Below are 18,198 nucleotides of genomic sequence, written 5' to 3'. Positions count from 1 at the left end.
GTAATGTTTAAATTTTTAATCATTTTATTTAACTTTCTGTTTCCTTTAATTTTGTCTTCTTTGTCTTTAACATGGGCAGAAGATAAAATTCAAATTAAGGATATAAGATATTATGAACTCTCTCAAGGATTAAGAGTAGTAATTGAAACAAGTGGAGTTACTGAATTTATAAAGGGAGAACTTAAAAACCCAGAAAGACTTTTTTTTGATATAAAAAATGCTACACTCAACAAGGAGATAAAAAAAGAATATTTAGTAAATGACCCTATTGTAAATAAAATCCGAATTGGACAGTTTGATATTAATACAGTAAGAATTGTCTTTGATCTTAAAAAGTCTGGCTATGAGTTCAAAATTATTCAACTTGAAGATCCTTTTAGAATAGTGATTGATATATATTCACAGGGAAGCCTTAAATCATCAAAAAATCTTGAAGAAAAGGAAACAAAAATTACACTGAAGCGGAAAATTGTTATTGATCCAGGACATGGAGGTAAAGACCCCGGTGCAATAGGTCCGTCAGGATTAAAAGAAAAAGATGTCACACTTGATATTGCTCTAAAAGTTAGAGAAATTTTAAAAACTGATCCCTCCTTTGAAATAATTTTAACAAGAGACAAAGATATCTTTATACCACTGAACGAAAGAACAGAAATTGCAAACCGAGTTGGTGCTGACCTTTTCATTTCAATTCATGCAAATGCTTCTCCAAACTCATATGCTCGGGGTATAGAAACATATATTTTGAACTGGACAGATGATGAAGAAGCAATAAGAGTTGCAGCAAGAGAAAATGCAATTTCTATAAAAAAGATGAAACAGTTAAAGGGAGAACTTGGCTTTATGCTTGCTTCATTAGAAAGGGAAGCAAAAAGAGATAGTTCTGTCAGACTCGCAGGATATGTCCATAATTCTATGACAGGCAGTTTAAAAAACTCTTTTTTAAGACATGACAATGGAGTAAAACAGGCTCTTTTTTATGTTTTAGTTGGTGCTCAGATGCCATCATGCTTGCTTGAAGTTTCTTATATAAGTAATCCTGAAGAGGAAAGACTTCTTAATCAAGAATCATACAGAATGGAAATAGCCCAATCAATTGTTGATGGAATCAAAAATTATTTTCTTAAAACAGAGCAGATTAAGAAAGTGAAATATACAAAAAATAACTCTACAACAAATAAAGTAAATATCAAAAAAGTCAAAAATACGCGACAGAAGGCGAATCTATAAATGGATTTATTCATAGAGAATGCTTTTATATTTGACGGGCTTGGTAATTCTCCATTTAAAGCCAATATAGGCATACAAAAGGATAAAATTATATACATTGGCAAGGAAAAATTCCGTGCAACAAAAAAGATAAATGCAAAGGAGTTAGTACTCACGCCAGGTTTTATTGATACACACTCTCATTCTGATTTTACAATTCTTGCAGACCCAAATGCAGAAGGAAAAATCACCCAGGGTATTACTACTGAAATAAATGGAAACTGCGGAATATCAGGCTTTCCAATGCTTGGTGAAGCTTTTGAAAGAAGGCTGCCTGAGCTAAAAAGTCTTGGACTTAGTCCTTGGAATACCTGTCAGGAATATATAAAATTATTGAAAAAAGCTAAGCCTGCAATCAACTTTGCTACCATGTTGGGTCATGGAAATCTGAGAGGGGCTGTGGTTGGTTATAAAGATGTAAAATCGCGGAAAAAAGAAATAAACAAAATGAAAGAACTTTTAAAAACAATGCTTTCTTATAATGTAAAGGGGCTTTCAACAGGATTAATATATCCCCCAGGAATTTTTGCTGATACAGAAGAGATTATTGAACTTGCAAAGACTTTAAGACAATTCAAAGGTATTTACACAACTCACATGAGAAGCGAAGGTGATAGAGTGATCGGAGCTTTAGAAGAAACTATTTTAATTGGGAAGAAAGCAAAAATACCTGTTCATATTTCCCATCTCAAGACATCTGGTAGAGACAACTGGTGGAAGATTGATGTAATTTTAAAAATAATAAAAGACGCACAAAATAAAGGGATACAAATAACAGCGGACAGATATCCCTATATTGCTTCTCAAACAGACCTTGATGCTTTCTTGCCCTCATGGATAATTGAAGGAAACAGAGAGGATATTATAGAAAGACTAAAAAACAAAAATGTAAGACTCAAAATTAAAAAATATTTTAAAGAGCGAGGAGAAGATTTTCTAAACAGTCTTTTGATTTCTGATATTGCCTCTGATAAATATAAATCATTAGAAGGTAAAAGATTAGGAGAAATTGTTACCCTTGAAAATGCTGCTCAATTTACATGTGATTTATTGATTCATTCAAATCTTATGGTAGGAGTAATATATTTTGGAATGAGTGAAGAAAATCTTGAAAAAATTTTATCTCAACCTTATGTTATGATAGGCACTGATAGTTCTGCCAGATGTACAAGCGGAATTACCAGAAATGGTAAACCACATCCAAGAGGATTTGGTAGTTTCCCGAGATTTATAAAAAAATATATTTTAGACAAGGGATTATTAAAACTTGAGGAAGCAATAAGAAAAATAACATCTTTACCAGCACGAACCTTCAGGATTGAAAAAAGAGGAGTTATAAAAGAAGGCTATTTTGCAGATATTGTTATCTTTGACCCAGCCGAGATTGAAGATAGAGCCACTTTTGAAAAACCATTCAATGTTTCAAAGGGAATTAAATATGTTATTGTAAACGGCGAAATTGCTGTATTGGAAGGCTCAATGACAGGGAAAAGAAACGGAAGAGTTCTTTTATGAAAATTGTTGGAATCACATGTAGCATTGATGAAAAAAAACTTTATCTAAACAGGGATTATACCACAGTTATTATTAATCTTGGTTTTATTCCACTAATAATCTCGCCTGATATGACAGAAAAAATAGTAACTCATATTAATAAAATCTCAGCCTTGATAATTTCTGGAGGAGGAGATATAAATCCTAATTTTTATGGAGAAAAAAATAAAGCCTGTAAAAATCTTGTGCCTGATGAAAGAGTTTTATCAGAAATGAAACTTCTCAAAGCATTTATTGAAACAGGTAAACCAATTTTAGGAATATGTTATGGAATGCAACTTATGAATATATTTTTAGGTGGAAATCTTTACCAGAATATTGAGACACAGATAAAACATAGTTCAGATAATCATGAAATTCAAGTAACTGATAATTTTTTATTTGAAAAAGGGCAGTATATTGTAAATAGTTCTCATCATCAGGCTATTAAAATTTTAGGCAATGGACTTGAAATATTTTGTATGGCAAGGGATGAAGTTATAGAAGGTGTTTATCTTAAAGAACATCCTTTTTTTGTCGGGGTGCAATGGCATCCAGAAAGACACATGGGAGAAATTTCTTTAAACCTTTGGAAGAGTTTTGCAAAAAAGATAAAATAGAATATGAGTCCATCCAAAAAATATAGAATTTCTCTTGAAAGAAGCTTTTACATCTGGATTTTACTACTTTTTATTGGCATTCTGGGTTATCTTAATTATCAAATACTTAAATCTTTTTTTGCTTCTGCAGGGTGGGCTATAGTGATTGCTTTAGTGTTTCATCCTGTTTTTGATTATTTAAAAAAATTTCTAAAATACAGAGGACTTACAGCTGTAGTAACGATAATTTTAGTAATAGTTCTTTTTCTTTTCCCCTTTGTCTATGTTTCTTATCAGATCATTCTTGAAGCAGGAGAACTCATAAAAGGCGTTAATCTTCCTGAGCTTATAAATGAAATAATGTCTCACCCATTACTTTCAAAAATTCTTGAGAAATTAAGTTTTATTACAGGAGGTGACATTGCATCACTTGAGATTATAATTAAAAATGAACTCAGCGGATTATTGAAAGAAGGGGCACTTAGAATTGCTCATGGATTTGGTGATATACTGAGCCTTTTTCTTAATTTGATACTGACTTTTTTTATTGCTTTTTTCTTTCTGAAAGATGGACATCATTTTGTAAAAAAAATTGAAGAATTCTTGCCTTTCGCGGAAGTTGATAAAACTTCTATCAGAAATCAAATTAGAAATATAATTTATACAACTTTTTATGGTGGTATTTTGATAGCCATGCTTCAGGGAACAATTCTTGGAATAACTTTTTATTTTCTTGATATGCCTTCATCAACACTCTGGGGCTTTGCAACTGCGGTTGCGTCCTTCATACCTGTTTTAGGAGCTTTTGCTGTATGGGGACCGGCTTCTATTTATTTACTGGCTAAGGGATTAATTATAAAGGGGTTGATTCTTGCAATGGTAGGAGCATTTATAATAAGCCTTATTGATAATGTTTTGAAGCCTCTAATTATAAAAGGCAAAGTTAAATTGCCCCTTATATTTATATTTCTTTCTGTTCTTGGTGGAATTAAAATTTTTGGACTTATTGGTTTTATAATTGGACCTCTTGTTTTTAGCCTTTTTGTCTCATTCTTAGAAATTTTAAAGAACTTTATAGGAGGTAGTGAAAATGTTTGAAAGGAAGGATTTAGAAAAACTTGAAAAATTTAATTTTAACGATGCTTATGTTGTAAGCCTTTTTCTTAATGTTTCTCCAAATGAAAGGAAAAAACAGGCTTACTTATCAAAGTTTAAAAATCTTGTAAAGAGTTTACCAGAAAATATTCAGAATGCTTGCAAAGATGATCTTGGCAAGATGGAAGCTTTTTTACAAAGTGAAAGAGAATCTTTTAAAAAATCTATTGTTATTTACAGTTGCACGGCTAAAAACCTTTGGATAAGATATGATTTAAATGTAGAGCTTAAGGATGATTTAGTTGTTGATAGAACTCCTTGTACAAGCCCTCTTTTTGATTTACTTGATAATTATCAGAAATATGGCGTTCTTCTTGTTGATAAACGCGCAGCCAGAGTATTTTTAGTTTTTCTGGGTGATATTGAGGAATACGGAATGGTTCAACATGAAGATGTCCCGGGAAAGCACAAAAAAGGTGGATGGTTTGCTCTTGCAGAAAAAAGATATGAAAGACATATTGATTATCATGTAAAGATGCATCTAAAGGATGCAGTTGATAAGTTTGATAGCTTTCTTAAGGATAAAAATATCAGAAGACTTATTGTTGCAGGACCTGACGAGGCGATTTCTGAATTAATGAATATACTCAATGATGAAATAAAGCTCAAAATAGTGGGAAGAGCAAACATTGAAAAATATGCTTCAAAAGAAGAGGTTTTAGAAAAAGTAATTCCAATCGTTGAAGAATATGAAAGGTCTAAAGAAAAAGAAACAGTTTCTGAGCTTATTACAAGGTCATTGAAAAATAATAATGCAGTTATGGGAATTGATGATGTATTTAAATATCTGAGAGATAGAAGAGTTATGAAACTCGTTATCGCAAAAAATTACATAGTAGAAGGTTTTATCTGTCAGAATTGTGGATTTGCAACAACTCAAAATGTTGAATGCTGCATGGAATGTGGAGGTTGTGTTATGAAAAACGATAACCTTGTAGAAAAAGCTACAGAGATGGCAATTGAGCAGTCTGCTTTAGTTGAAGTTATAAAAGATGAAAAAGACAGACAAAGACTTCTTGAATATGGTGGTATAGGAGCTTTTTTAAGATTTTAAATATTCTCGTAAATATTTAGCAGTATAGGAGTTTTCAAGTTTTAAAAATTCAGTGAGGTCGCCTTCATAAAGAAGGTGGCCTCCTTTATCTCCACCTTCAGGTCCAAGGTCAATTATCCACTGAGCCTCTGAAATTACCTGAAGATTATGTTCAATTATGATTACTGTTGCTGATTTATCAAGCAATCTTTTTACGATGTTAAGAAATTTTTTAATATCTTCATAGTGTAGTCCAACAGTAGGTTCATCAAGTATATAAACAACCCCTTTAAGAGTTGATTTTTTTCCTGTGATAGAACTAAGAATTTCTTCACAGATTTTAATTCTCTGTGCTTCTCCTCCAGAAAGAGTTGTTGCAGGCTGCCCTAATCTGAGATAACCAAGACCTAATTCTCTGATAAGATTTATTTTTTCTCTTAAAATGTTATCCTCATAAAAGAATTCATAAGCTTCATCAAAACTCATTGACAGAACTTCATGTATGTTTTTATCTTTATATTTTACTTCCAGCACTTCTTTCCTAAATCTTTTGCCTTCACAGTCTTCACAGGGCAAAAAAAGGTCCTCAAAAAAAAACATCTGAACTCTTATATAACCTTCTCCCTTACACTGAGGGCAATAACCCTGTGGACTGTTTACAGAAAAAGCTCCTGAAGAAAATCCTCTTAGTTTAGCTTCTTTTTGAGAGGCAAAAATATCCCTAATCTTACCATAAAGTCCAAGATATGTAACGGGCATGGATTTTGGTGTTCTTCCAATAGGAGACTGATCAATGAGTTTTATTGCTTTAATATTTTTTACACCTTCAATGTCTTCAAAAGCAAGAGCTTTTTGAGTATCTATTCCGAGCTGATTTGCCACCGCTTTATAAAACGTATCAACTACAAGTGAACTTTTGCCAGAACCAGAAATTCCTGTTACTACTGTAAGGGCATTCATTGGAAAATGAACTGTTATATTTTTAAGGTTGTGTCCATGAGCATTTTTCAAAGTGATGAAATTTTTAAATAAATTTTTATAATTTTTAATTGCAAGGCATTCAGATTTTTTCAGGTAATTAGCCGTAACAGTATCAAGATTTAAAAACTTTTTTAATTCTCCAGAATAAACCACTTCGCCTCCAAGACTACCACCCCCAGGTCCAAGTTCAATTAACCAGTCTGCATTTTTGATTACATCTTTATCATGCTCAACCACTACAACTGTATTTCCATACTCTGTAAGATCCTTTAAAACTGCAATAATTCTGTCTGTATCTTTTGGATGAAGTCCTACAGTTGGTTCATCAAGAACATAAAGAGTTGCTGTAAGCCTATTTGAAAGCTGATTTGATATATTAAGCCTTTGATATTCACCGCCAGAAAGAGTTTTAATTTGCCTATCCAATGTTAAGTAACTCAGTCCTACTCTTTCAAGAAACTCAAGTTTTTCAGAAATCTGCCTTAAAGGTTCTTCTGAAATTTTTGCTTCTTCCTGAGAAAGCTTTAATGATTGAATCCATTCTTTTAGTTGGCTTATGGACATAAAATTTATATCTCCAATGTCCAATCCATTTATTTTAAACATCAGTGCGGTATCTTTAAGTCGCTTGCCTTTACAATGAGGACACACAACAGGTTTCCTAATTCTTGAAAGGAAAACTCTTACATGAACCTTATATCTCTTCTTTTCAAGTTCTTCAAGAAAATCGTTCACTCCATAGAAATATTGATTTCCTGTAAAGATGAGATTTTTTTGCTCTTGAGACAGCATTCTATAAGGAATATTTACATTTATACCTGAAAGCTTTGCTCCTTTTAGAAGTTGCTGTTTCCACCATTTAAGTGTTGGTTTTTCCCATATCTCAATAGCTCCTTCAGCAAGTGAAAGCTCTTTGTCAGGAACAATGATGCTTTCATCGTATTTTAAGAGATAACCAAATCCTTTACACTGAGGGCATGCTCCATGCGGATGATTGAATGAAAAAAGAAGAGGAGAGGGTTCTGAGGTTTTCATTCCGCAATAAGGACATATTGGTTCAGAAAAAAAGTGAAGCAAATTAGCATCTTCAACAATATAAATCTTTACTTGACCCATCCTGAATGCTATCTCAAGTGAGTCATTGAGTCTTGAAGCATTGCTGAGGACTAATCTATCAACGATTACCATTTTCAATTTTTCATCAGATTTTGTGAGTTCTTTTACTATGGGATTGTTATTTTCAAATATCAAAGCTCTTGAAAATCCAAGTTGAATAAGTTTTTCTTTAGATTCGTCAGTTTCAAATACTATGAATGCTCTTTTACCAGCATATTTTTCTAAAAGTTCTTGGGTAAGTTTTGAGGAATTCCATGATTTTATTTCTTCGTTACATTTAGGACAAACAGGTTTTGCTACTTTTGAAAAAATTATTCTCAGATAATCATAAATTTCAGTATGAGTTCCAACAGTTGCCCTTGAGCCTTTAATCGGATTTCTCTGCTCAAGTGCTATTGTAGGTCTTAAGTTATCAATCAGATCAACATCAGGTCTTGGAAGTTTTTCAATGAAAACCCTTGCATAACTTGACATACATTCAATAAATCGCCACTGTCCTTCAGCATAAATCGTATCAAAAGCAAGGGATGATTTGCCAGAACCAGAGATTCCAGTTATTACAGTTAATTTGTTGTGAGGGATGATAACGTCTATATTCTTTAAGTTATTTTGTCTGGCTCCTTTTATTATGAGATAGTCTTCTTTTCTGCTATTGTGCATCTTTTATTCTAACTGTATGATAAAATATTAAATCAATATTGTTTGAGGAGGTGTAATAATGAAGCTTAATCCAGAAAAAGAAGCAATTGAAACTGTCGCAAAATTAATGCTTATTTCAGCAAGGACAGCACCTAAAGCAAAGGGAGATGATGAAATTGTTACAGGAATTGTATCCCAAGAAGAAAAAGAAGCAATTGCTCAGGAGATGGAATTAATTGGACAAAAAGAAACTCATAAATTTTTCAAAAGAGATGCTCAAAATGTAAGGGATGCTGAAGCAGTAATACTTATTGGACTTAATTTTAAAAAACCTGCAGGAGTAAACTGTGGAGCATGTGGCTATGACTGTAATACAATTCTTAAGCAAAAAACATTTAAAGTTGAATATTCAGGACCTATATGCACAATAAGAGCAATAGATTTAGGAATTGCAATAGGTTCACTGGTTTCTGTTGCCAAAGAACTCGGAGTTGACAATAGGGTAATGTATTCTATAGGTGCTACTGCTAAAAAACTTGGACTTATGGATGCTCAAATAATACTTGGTATTCCTTTAAGTGTAAAGGGTAAAAATATTTTCTTTGATAGAAAGCCTGTTTAAGTTCTAATTGAATTCTTCAGTTTATTGATTTTCAAGGGGTTATAAAAAAGTTCCCTCAATGTTTTATTGAACAATTTTTTTATTTATCTTCATCTGTGAATCTGAACTTTTCCCTGCCATGCCTGTCATTCCGAGGCTGCGTAAGCAGCCGAGGAATCTCCTCCATTTTTCATAGGACGCACTCTCAGAATGACTGTTATAAAAAATCTTCATTTTTTGTAAAAAAATTGATATAATTCAATTGGAGCATGAAGCTCTAAAAAAACCTCATGAAGGGGTTTACATCCCTATGAAAGGGAGGTGCTGACCATGATTAAGAAAGTTTCAGGGAAGCCAATGCCTACCTGTAAGTGCAAAGGTTCCTGCTAATTGAAAAGGGGGAGAATTTCTCCCCCTTTCTTTATTATTCCAGAGTGTGCCATAATATTTTATGCGTTATATTTTATTGTTTGTTCTTATTTCATTTTTTTTTATGCCTTTTTCAGCAACTGCTGAAGAAGAAAATGTCTATTTTAATTTTATGGCTGGATATTATGCCAGTATAAATGGAGATTTAAATAAAGCAATTGTCTTTTACAAAGAAGCATTAAAAGAAAATCCTCAATCAAAATTTCTAAAAATAATTTTAGCTGATACTTATTTAAAAATTGATGAACTGGAAACAGCAAAAAACTATATTACTGATGTATTAAAAGAAGATACCGAAAATATAGATGCTTTACAGGTGCTCGCTTCTGTTTATGTAAAAGAAAAGAAAATTAAAGAAGCGATTGAAGTTTATGAAAAGATTCTTCAGCAATCACCAAATAAAATTGAAATACTTTCAAAAATTGGAAATTTATATCTTATCTCAGGTATGTATGATAAAGCCATTGAAACATTTAAAAGAATACTGAAAGAAGACTCAGAAAACATAATGGCTCTGCATTTTCTTGGGATAATTTATATTGAAAAAAAGGATTTTAAATCAGCACGTGAAAGTTTTAAGACAATTCTTAAGCTTAATCCTGATTATGAACCTGCATATACAAATCTCGGAGCAGTTGAAGAACTCGCGGGTAACTTGAAAGACGCAGAACTTTATTTTAAGAAAGCATTAGAACTAAATCCTGAAAATCTTTTTGCAAGAGAACGTTTAATAAACCTGTATCTTTCTCAGAAGTCATATAAAGAAGCAATAAAAGAACTTGAAACACTAAAAGAGCAAAAATCAGAGTCAGAACAGATTCATGAAAAACTTGCACTGCTTTATTTGCAAATAAAGCAGTATGATAAAGCCACTGAAGAGCTTAAATATCTTCTATCAAAACATCCAAAAGATCTGAATCTTATGTATTATCTATCTTTAATCTATATTGAAACAGGAAAATTAAGCGAAGCAGAACATTTGTTAAAACAGATTATTTCAATAAATCCAAAACAGGTTAATGCGTTTCTGAATCTTGCTACAGTTTATTTAAAACAGAAAAAACTTATAGAGGCTTTAAATATATACGATGAGATTCTTCAATTTGCTGGTGACGTACCTGAAATTTATATTTATGCTACAGAGACTGCTATGGATTTAAAAGATTATCAGCGGGCAAGACAGTATATTGAAAATGCTTTGTCAAGGTTTCCTGAAAATCCAGATGTAAATTTTATAGCAGGAGTTGTGTTTGATAAACTTGGAAAGTTTGAGGAAACTGAAAAATTAATGAAAAAAACTTTGTCTTTAAAACCTGACCATGCGGAAGCTCTTAATTATCTTGGTTATAGTTATGCTGATAGAGGTATTAATCTTAAAGAAGCACTATCTCTGATACAAAAAGCAGTTCAATTAAAACCAAACAATGGATATTATCTTGACAGTCTTGGATGGGTTTATTTCAAACTTGGCGATAAAAAAAATGCTTTGCAATATCTTCTTGAAGCGATAAAATATGTAAAAGATGACCCTGTTATTCTTGAACATCTTGGAGATATATATAAAGAGCTTGGTAATTATAAAGAGGCTTTACAGACATGGCAAGAAGCTATGAACTATCATGAAAAAGAAGAGGGTTTAAAAGAAAGATTGGAAAAAAAGATAAAGGAAGTCCAATCACTCATAAAAAAATAATGCTCACCTGCAAGGCATTTGCAAAAATAAACTGGGCAATCTCTGTCCTAAAAAAAAGAGACGATGGATATCACGATATTATTTCACTAATGCAAGCCATTGATTTGCATGATACCCTGATTTTTAAATCTTCTCAGAAGATAGAAATTGAAACGGATTTGCCTATAAAAAAAGAAAACAATTTAGTATACAAAGCAATTAAAGCTTTGCAGAATTATACGGGAATAAAAAAAGGAGTAACTGTTATTCTTAAAAAAGAAATTCCCTTAGGAGCAGGTCTTGGAGGAGGGAGTTCTGATGCAGCTACTACTTTAAAAGCTTTAAATGAGTTATGGCAACTTAATCTGGATATAAAAACATTACATGAAATAGGTGCTTCAATTGGCAGTGATATACCTTTTTTCTTTTATCTTCCAATCTGTATTGTTGAAGGAAGGGGTGATGTAGTTAAACCTCTAAAAATCTCAAAATCTTATACACTTTTATTAGTTAAACCTGATTTCAGTATTTCTACAGAATGGGCATATAAAACTTTAGATTTAAAAACTGAATTGACAACAGAATATGAAAAAATAAATAATAATATTTGGCAATTATATAATCATTTCTGTAGCGGAGATGTTGATAATTTTTATTTATGGAATGATTTAGAAAAATCTGTTTTAGAGAAATATCCTGAAATAGATAAAATTAAAAGAAAACTAATAGAAGCTGGAGCGAAAAGCAGTCTTTTGAGTGGGAGTGGCTCTACAGTATTTGGTTTATTTAACAATAAAACAGATGCTCAAAGAGCTTTAAAATTTTTTGAAGGATACTGGTGCAGGGTGGTTCAGACCCTTGTTGAACCCTTGAAATGAGATGAACAATATTGAAATATTTTAATTTGGGGAGTCGCCAAGTGGCAAGGCAGCGGATTTTGGATCCGCCATTCGCAGGTTCGAATCCTGCCTCCCCAGTAATGAAACCCTCAGAAAGAGGGTAATTTTATTTTTAAGGAGTTGAGAATGCCTGATGGTATCAAGTTGATAACAGGAAATGCAAATCCTGAGCTTGCAAAAAAGGTTAGTGATTACTTGCAAATTCCTTTAACTGAAACCATGGTTAGCACTTTCAGCGATGGTGAAATAATGGTCCAGATCAAGGAGAATATTAGAGGCTCTGATGCATTTGTTATACAGCCTACTTGTACTCCTGTCAATCACAATATTATGGAGTTACTTTTAATTATTGATGCATTAAAGAGAGCATCTGCTGGAAGAATTACCGCTGTTATTCCCTATTATGGATATGCAAGACAGGATAGAAAAGTTCAGCCCAGAGTTCCTATATCAGCAAAGTTAATTGCAAACTTAATCACAGTTGCTGGAGCAAACAGGGTTTTATCTATTGATTTACACGCAGGTCAAATTCAGGGATTTTTTGATATTCCTGTTGACCATCTTTTTGCTATTTCTGTAATTTTAGATTATTTAAAGAAAAATAATCTTTTAAACAACATTACTGTTGTTTCACCTGATGCAGGTGGAACAGAAAGAGCAAGAGCTTTTGCTAAAAAAATTAACGCACCTCTTGCAATAATAGATAAAAGACGAGATGCTCCAAATGTTTCAAAGGTAATGCATGTTATTGGAGAAGTTAAAGATAGAGATGCTCTAATAATTGATGATATGATTGATACAGGTGGAACATTGGTCCAGGCTGCAAATGCCTTGAAAGAAAAAGGTGCGCAAAGAGTATTTGCTGCATGTACTCATGCAGTGCTTTCGGGTCCAGCAATTGAAAGGCTTAATAATTCTGTGCTTGAAGAAGTTATAGTTACTGATACAATTCCTGTTTATGATAAAAAAGATAAATGTCCAAAAATAAAAGTTCTTACTGTTGCTCATCTTTTAGGTGAAGCAATAAAAAGAATACATGAAGAAACTTCAATAAGTTCATTATTTGTATAAGGAGGAGAGGTAGGATGGAAAAATTTATTCTAAATGTAGAAAAAAGAGAAAGAACAGGAAAAGGTATTGCAAGACAGTTAAGAAGTAAAGGAATTATACCCTGCGTGATTTATAAAAATGGACAATCAACTCCTGTTCAGATACCTACAAAGGAACTTTACACATTTATGAATATTGCTACGAGGGAAAAATTATTTGTCACTCTTAAACTGGATGGGCAAGAAAAACAGGCAATACTTCAGGATTATCAAGTTGATCCAGTAACTGGAAAACTTTTGCATGTTGATTTTATGGAAGTAAGCGCAACTGAAAAAATTAGAGTTACCATTCCTGTTGTTCTTATTGGTGAACCTATAGGAGTTAAACAGGATAAAGGAGTTCTTCAGCACGGAATTTCAGAGATTGAAATTGAGGCAATTCCCGAGAAAATACCTGGTCATATTGAAGTTGATGTTTCTCACTTAGAGGTTGGAGATGCGGTTCATGTAAGTGACATTAAATTTGAAGAAGGAATAAAAGTTATATCCAATCCTGAAGAGGTTATTGCCACAGTGACTGTGGAAGAAGAGGAGGCAGAAGTTGCTCCTTCTATAGAAGAAACTGTTGAACCCGAAGTTATAAAGAAAGGTAAAAAAGCTGAAGAAGAGGAAGAAAAATAAACAACTGAATGATTGTAATTGTTGGACTTGGCAATCCCGGTAGAAAATACGCAAAAACAAGACATAATGTGGGTTTCATGGTTGTTGATGAGTTAGCAAGAAAATATGGATTGGTATTTAAAGAAAAAAATGATTACTATATCACAGAGTGGAGATTAGAAAATAAGGATATTACTATTATAAAACCGACTACATATATGAATTTAAGTGGAACTGCTGTAAAAAAGGTTGTAAATGAAAAGATTCTGAAGAATTTGCCTGAATCTTTAATTGTAATTCATGATGATGTGGACATGCCTTTAGGGAAGATAAAAATAAAGAAAAATGGTTCTTCAGGAGGGCATAAAGGAGTTCAGTCAATCATTGATAGTCTCGGAACTAAAGATTTTATAAGAATAAAGATAGGAATTGGCAAAAACCCTTATCAAGATGTTTCAGAATATGTTTTGAGTCCATTTACATCAGAACAAAGAGCTAAAATTCAAGAAAAAATTTCTGAGGCAGTAGAGTCAATTGTTGTTATAATTAATGAAGGTGTGAATAAAGCCATGAATATTTATAACAGGTTGTGAGGATGGTCTGGTTTTTGTTGTTTTTTATAATTTTTATATTTCCAGAAAATTCCTATGCATGGGGACCACTGACTCATGCGTATCTTTCAGGGCAAATATTTTCTTTTTCAGGATTAGTTCCTGCAGGAGTATTAACAATAATCAAACTTTATAAAGAATATTTTATGTACGGTAATATTATTCCAGATACTGTATTTGGCAAAAAATATTTACCAGAGGATAAAAATCCTCATTCATGGAAAACAGGGCTTTGTCTTCTTAATGAAGCAAAAACACCAGAGGAAAAATCCTTTGCCTACGGATATTTAACGCATTTAGCTGCTGATGCTGTGCTTCATAATGATATTAAAAATTTGACAACTCTTCAACATGCATTGTTTGAGCTCAAAGCAGACAGAGTTATTGATAGATATTACTGGATTCAAATTATGTCCATCAATAAAAAAGTTAAAAAGATAAGCGAAAAATTTTTTGAACAAGCTGTTGCACAATCATTTTTGTCTTTAAAAACAAGCACAAAAATTTACAAATCTTTAATATTTCTTTCAGCCTTTAATACTGGAGAGTTGAAAAATGTAGAATTATTTGAATCATTGCATTTTAAATCTTTATCTGCAATGATAGAATTATTAAATAATACAGAGCATTCAAAAATAATTAATCTTCCTCCAAACAATTAAATAAGACTGTTCAAAAACTTTTAAGTGTCAGCTCATTTTTTATTAGATATTTTCCAGTTGCTTTTTTAAAGGAAAATTAGTTAAATTATTTTTTACATATTTCAATTTTTAGGCTATTTATTTACTTGACAGAGTTTTTATTTTTTGATAAACTAAAAAGTCTTGTCTGCAAATGTTAAAACTTTGTTAAAGTAAATTTAAGTATATTATATGAGGTGAAAAGGTGCCGACAATTTCGCAATTAGTAAAAAAAGGCAGGGAAAAGGTTGAAAAGAAAACAAAATCACCTGCTTTGCAGTCATGTCCTCAAAAAAGAGGGGTGTGCGTAAGAGTATACACTACAACTCCTAAAAAGCCTAATTCAGCTTTAAGAAAGGTTGCAAAAGTTAGGCTTACAAATGGAGTTGAGGTAATAGCTTACATACCTGGAGAAGGACATAATTTACAGGAGCATTCAATAGTTCTTGTAAGAGGTGGAAGAGTGAAGGATTTACCAGGTGTTAGATATCATATTGTAAGGGGAACCTTAGATTGTGCAGGCGTTAATAATAGAAGACAGAGTCGTTCAAAATACGGCACTAAAAGACCAAAATAAGTAGGAGTATAAGATGCCAAGAAGAGGTTATGTACCAAAAAGAGAAGTTTTGCCTGATCCAAAATATCAGAGTAAACTTGTATCAAAATTAATAAATGTGATTATGGAAGATGGAAAGAAATCCATTAGTGAGAAAATATGTTATGGTGCATTTGAGATAATTAAAGAAAAAACAGGTCAGGACCCTTTAAAGGTCTTTAAGCAGGCAATTGAAAATATTAAGCCTGTTCTTGAAGTAAGGCCTCGTAGAGTCGGAGGTGCTACATATCAGGTTCCAATGGAGGTAAGACCTAATAGAAGATTAAGTCTTGCTTTGAGATGGCTTACAACATATGCCAGACAGCGAAAAGAAAAAACTATGAAAGAAAGGCTTGCTGGCGAAATATTAGATGCCTACAATAATGTAGGTTCTTCAATAAAAAAGAGAGAAGAAACCCACAAGATGGCAGAAGCCAATAGGGCATTTGCTCATTATAGGTGGTAATTTAGAGGAGTATATGGAAAGATTCCCACTTGAAAAAACGAGAAATATTGGTATTATGGCGCATATTGATGCTGGTAAAACAACAACTACTGAGCGAATTCTGTATTATACCGGCGTTACATATAAAATAGGCGAGGTCCATGAAGGCACAGCGGTAATGGACTGGATGCCTCAGGAACAGGAACGTGGTATAACAATAACTGCGGCATCTACAAGCTGTATGTGGAAGGAACATAAAATTAATATAATAGATACTCCAGGACATGTTGACTTTACAATTGAAGTTGAGAGATCTTTAAGAGTTCTTGATGGTGCTATTGCTGTATTTGATGCCTCAGCAGGAGTTGAGCCTCAGAGTGAAACTGTATGGAGACAGGCAGACAAATATAAGGTGCCAAGAATAGCCTTTATGAACAAGATGGATAAAATAGGAGCAGATTTTTTCATGTCTGTAGAAAGCATGATAGAAAAACTCGGTGCAAATCCTGTTGCTGTTCAGATTCCGATAGGTAAAGAAGATACATTCAGAGGTCCTATAGATTTAGTTGAAATGAAAGCTTATTATTTTGATGATGAAACTCTTGGAGCTAAATTTGTAGAAGATGAAATTCCTTCTGAATATATTGAAGAGGCAAAAAAATATAGAGACAAAATGATAGAGACGCTTTGTGATATAGATGACAGGATTATGGAAAAATATCTTTCTGGTGAACCTATTTCATCTGATGAAATAAGGGCTGCGATAAGAAAAGGTACGGTGGAAATGAAGATTACTCCTATTCTCTGTGGTTCCGCATTTAAAAACAAAGGGGTTCAGATGCTTCTTGATGCTATTGTCTATTATTTGCCTTCTCCTCTTGATGTTCCTCCTGTAAGAGGAGTGAATCCTTTAGATGGGACCGAGGTAGAAAGGAAGCCTTCAGTAGATGAGCCATTGACAGCTTTAGCATTTAAAATTATGGCAGATCCATACATGGGTAGTCTTACCTATGTAAGGGTCTACTCTGGTGTTTTAACATCTGGTAGTTATGTATATAATTCTACAAGAAATATAAAAGAAAGAGTCGCAAGAATTTTTAGAATGCATTCAAACCGTAGAGAAGAAATAAAAGAAATTTGCGCAGGAGATATTGCTGCGATTGTAGGTTTGAAAAATACTTTAACTGGAGATACTCTTTGCGATGAGAGTAATCCTGTTGTTCTTGAGGCTATAGAATTTCCTGAGCCTGTTATCTCTGTTGCTATAGAACCTAAAACAAAAGCTGATCAGGAAAAATTATCTCTTTCATTGCAAAAAATTTCTCAGGAAGACCCTTCTTTTAGAGTGAGTTTTAATGAAGAGACTGGACAGACAATTATTTCAGGAATGGGAGAACTGCATCTTGAGATAATTGTTGATAGGCTTACAAGAGAGTTTAAAGTTGGAGCAAATGTTGGCAAACCACAGGTTGCTTATAAAGAAACAATTAAACTGCCCGCCAAAGCAGAAGGTAAGTTTATCAGACAGACAGGTGGACGTGGTCAGTATGGACATGTCTGGATTGAGATAGAGCCATTAGAGAGAGGCAAGGGTTTTGAATTTGTAAATAAAATTGTTGGAGGAACCATTCCAAGGGAGTTTATTCCAGCTGTTGAAAAAGGAATTGTTGAAGCAATGGAAGGAGGAGTTCTTGCTGGATATCCTGTGGTTGATGTTAGAGTAACACTTTTTGATGGTTCATATCATGAGGTTGATTCTTCAGAACTTGCATTCAAAATCGCTGCTTCAATGGCATTTAAAGATGCTTGTAAAAAAGGTGAAATTGTTTTGCTGGAACCAATTATGGACGTTGAGGTTGTTGTTCCTGAAGATTATATGGGTGAGGTAATAGGAGACATAAATTCAAGACGTGGAAAGATTCAGTCTATGGAAAAAAGAGGAAAAGCCCAAGTTATTAGGGCAATGGTTCCATTAGCAGAAATGTTCGGATATGCGACTGATTTAAGATCAAAAACGCAGGGTAGAGGTACATACACAATGCAGTTTTCACATTATGACGAGGTCCCCAAGAATCTTACAGAGCAGATAATTGCTAAGATAAAAGGAAATAATAAATAAAAGTTTAAGGAGAATTTTAAGGAGGAAGATAATGGGAAAGGCAAAATTTGAGAGGAAGAAGCCGCATGTAAATGTAGGGACGATAGGGCATATTGATCATGGCAAGACCACGC

General features: G+C 33.0%; 16 protein-coding genes and 1 tRNA gene. 16 read left to right on the top strand and 1 reads right to left on the bottom strand.

The genetic code is table 11. The features are described 5' to 3' along the window. Nucleotides 1–3: 3 nt before the first annotated feature. The 5 genes from FLY87_RS00090 to FLY87_RS00070 are packed head-to-tail and all read left to right on the top strand — an operon-like array spanning nucleotide 4 to nucleotide 5,610. Complete coding sequence (locus tag FLY87_RS00090) at nucleotides 4–1,230, top strand: N-acetylmuramoyl-L-alanine amidase (protein WP_012545784.1); 1,227 nt, start codon at nucleotides 4–6, stop codon at nucleotides 1,228–1,230. Continuing rightward, on the top strand, nucleotides 1,231–2,784 hold the full coding sequence (locus tag FLY87_RS10045) for an amidohydrolase family protein (RefSeq protein WP_181405950.1): 1,554 nt from the start codon (nucleotides 1,231–1,233) through the stop codon (nucleotides 2,782–2,784). After that, nucleotides 2,781–3,422 (top strand): gamma-glutamyl-gamma-aminobutyrate hydrolase family protein, encoded by a 642-nt coding sequence (locus tag FLY87_RS00080; RefSeq protein WP_141266047.1) that lies wholly within the window; start codon nucleotides 2,781–2,783, stop codon nucleotides 3,420–3,422. Before FLY87_RS10045 ends, FLY87_RS00080 begins: the two co-directional genes overlap by 4 nt. Nucleotides 3,423–3,425: 3 nt before the next feature. Then, nucleotides 3,426–4,499, top strand: a complete 1,074-nt coding sequence (locus FLY87_RS00075; protein ID WP_012546360.1) for an AI-2E family transporter — start codon at nucleotides 3,426–3,428, stop codon at nucleotides 4,497–4,499. Continuing rightward, nucleotides 4,492–5,610, top strand: a complete 1,119-nt coding sequence (locus FLY87_RS00070) for a Vms1/Ankzf1 family peptidyl-tRNA hydrolase (protein ID WP_012546631.1) — start codon at nucleotides 4,492–4,494, stop codon at nucleotides 5,608–5,610. The genes FLY87_RS00075 and FLY87_RS00070 overlap by 8 nt, the downstream gene beginning before the upstream one ends. Here the strand turns inward: FLY87_RS00070 and uvrA are convergent. Next, entirely contained in the window at nucleotides 5,599–8,346 is a 2,748-nt protein-coding gene (gene uvrA, locus FLY87_RS00065; protein ID WP_141266046.1) for an excinuclease ABC subunit UvrA, read from the bottom strand. The genes FLY87_RS00070 and uvrA overlap by 12 nt on opposite strands. Nucleotides 8,347–8,404: 58 nt before the next feature. Between uvrA and FLY87_RS00060 the strand changes: the two genes are divergently transcribed. The 11 genes from FLY87_RS00060 to fusA all read left to right on the top strand — a co-directional run bounded on the left by FLY87_RS00060 (nucleotide 8,405) and on the right by fusA (nucleotide 18,085). Further along, nucleotides 8,405–8,947, top strand: a complete 543-nt coding sequence (locus FLY87_RS00060; RefSeq protein ID WP_028842810.1) for a ferredoxin domain-containing protein — start codon at nucleotides 8,405–8,407, stop codon at nucleotides 8,945–8,947. A 430-nt stretch (nucleotides 8,948–9,377) separates the two neighbouring features. Next, entirely contained in the window at nucleotides 9,378–11,048 is a 1,671-nt protein-coding gene (locus FLY87_RS00050) for a tetratricopeptide repeat protein (RefSeq protein WP_181405949.1), read from the top strand. After that, entirely contained in the window at nucleotides 11,048–11,905 is an 858-nt protein-coding gene (gene ispE, locus FLY87_RS00045) for a 4-(cytidine 5'-diphospho)-2-C-methyl-D-erythritol kinase (protein ID WP_141266045.1), read from the top strand. Before FLY87_RS00050 ends, ispE begins: the two co-directional genes overlap by 1 nt. A 27-nt stretch (nucleotides 11,906–11,932) precedes the next feature. Then, a tRNA-Gln gene (locus FLY87_RS00040) sits at nucleotides 11,933–12,004 on the top strand. 48 nt (nucleotides 12,005–12,052) lie between these two features. Continuing rightward, complete coding sequence (locus FLY87_RS00035; protein ID WP_141266044.1) at nucleotides 12,053–12,997, top strand: ribose-phosphate pyrophosphokinase; 945 nt, start codon at nucleotides 12,053–12,055, stop codon at nucleotides 12,995–12,997. A 14-nt stretch (nucleotides 12,998–13,011) separates the two neighbouring features. Continuing rightward, complete coding sequence (locus FLY87_RS00030; protein ID WP_012546254.1) at nucleotides 13,012–13,656, top strand: 50S ribosomal protein L25; 645 nt, start codon at nucleotides 13,012–13,014, stop codon at nucleotides 13,654–13,656. Between the two features lie 8 nt (nucleotides 13,657–13,664). Next, the gene (gene pth / locus FLY87_RS00025; RefSeq protein ID WP_012545410.1) at nucleotides 13,665–14,228 is read left to right on the top strand and encodes an aminoacyl-tRNA hydrolase; all 564 of its coding nucleotides are present in this window, start codon (nucleotides 13,665–13,667) and stop codon (nucleotides 14,226–14,228) included. Between the two features lie 2 nt (nucleotides 14,229–14,230). Further along, nucleotides 14,231–14,908, top strand: coding sequence for a zinc dependent phospholipase C family protein (locus FLY87_RS00020; protein ID WP_028842806.1), 678 nt, complete (start codon nucleotides 14,231–14,233; stop codon nucleotides 14,906–14,908). A 223-nt stretch (nucleotides 14,909–15,131) separates the two neighbouring features. After that, on the top strand, nucleotides 15,132–15,503 hold the full coding sequence (gene rpsL / locus FLY87_RS00015; protein ID WP_012545079.1) for a 30S ribosomal protein S12: 372 nt from the start codon (nucleotides 15,132–15,134) through the stop codon (nucleotides 15,501–15,503). Between the two features lie 13 nt (nucleotides 15,504–15,516). Continuing rightward, complete coding sequence (gene rpsG / locus FLY87_RS00010; RefSeq protein ID WP_012545233.1) at nucleotides 15,517–15,987, top strand: 30S ribosomal protein S7; 471 nt, start codon at nucleotides 15,517–15,519, stop codon at nucleotides 15,985–15,987. Between the two features lie 13 nt (nucleotides 15,988–16,000). After that, nucleotides 16,001–18,085, top strand: coding sequence for an elongation factor G (gene fusA / locus FLY87_RS00005; protein WP_028842805.1), 2,085 nt, complete (start codon nucleotides 16,001–16,003; stop codon nucleotides 18,083–18,085). Nucleotides 18,086–18,198 lie beyond the last annotated feature (113 nt).

It is taken from the genome of Thermodesulfovibrio sp. Kuro-1, from assembly GCF_006538445.1.
In the GTDB taxonomy this organism is placed as follows: domain Bacteria; phylum Nitrospirota; class Thermodesulfovibrionia; order Thermodesulfovibrionales; family Thermodesulfovibrionaceae; genus Thermodesulfovibrio; species Thermodesulfovibrio yellowstonii.
The sequence above is the reverse complement of the archived record's forward strand: the minus strand, read 5'-3'. Positions and strand labels throughout refer to the sequence as shown.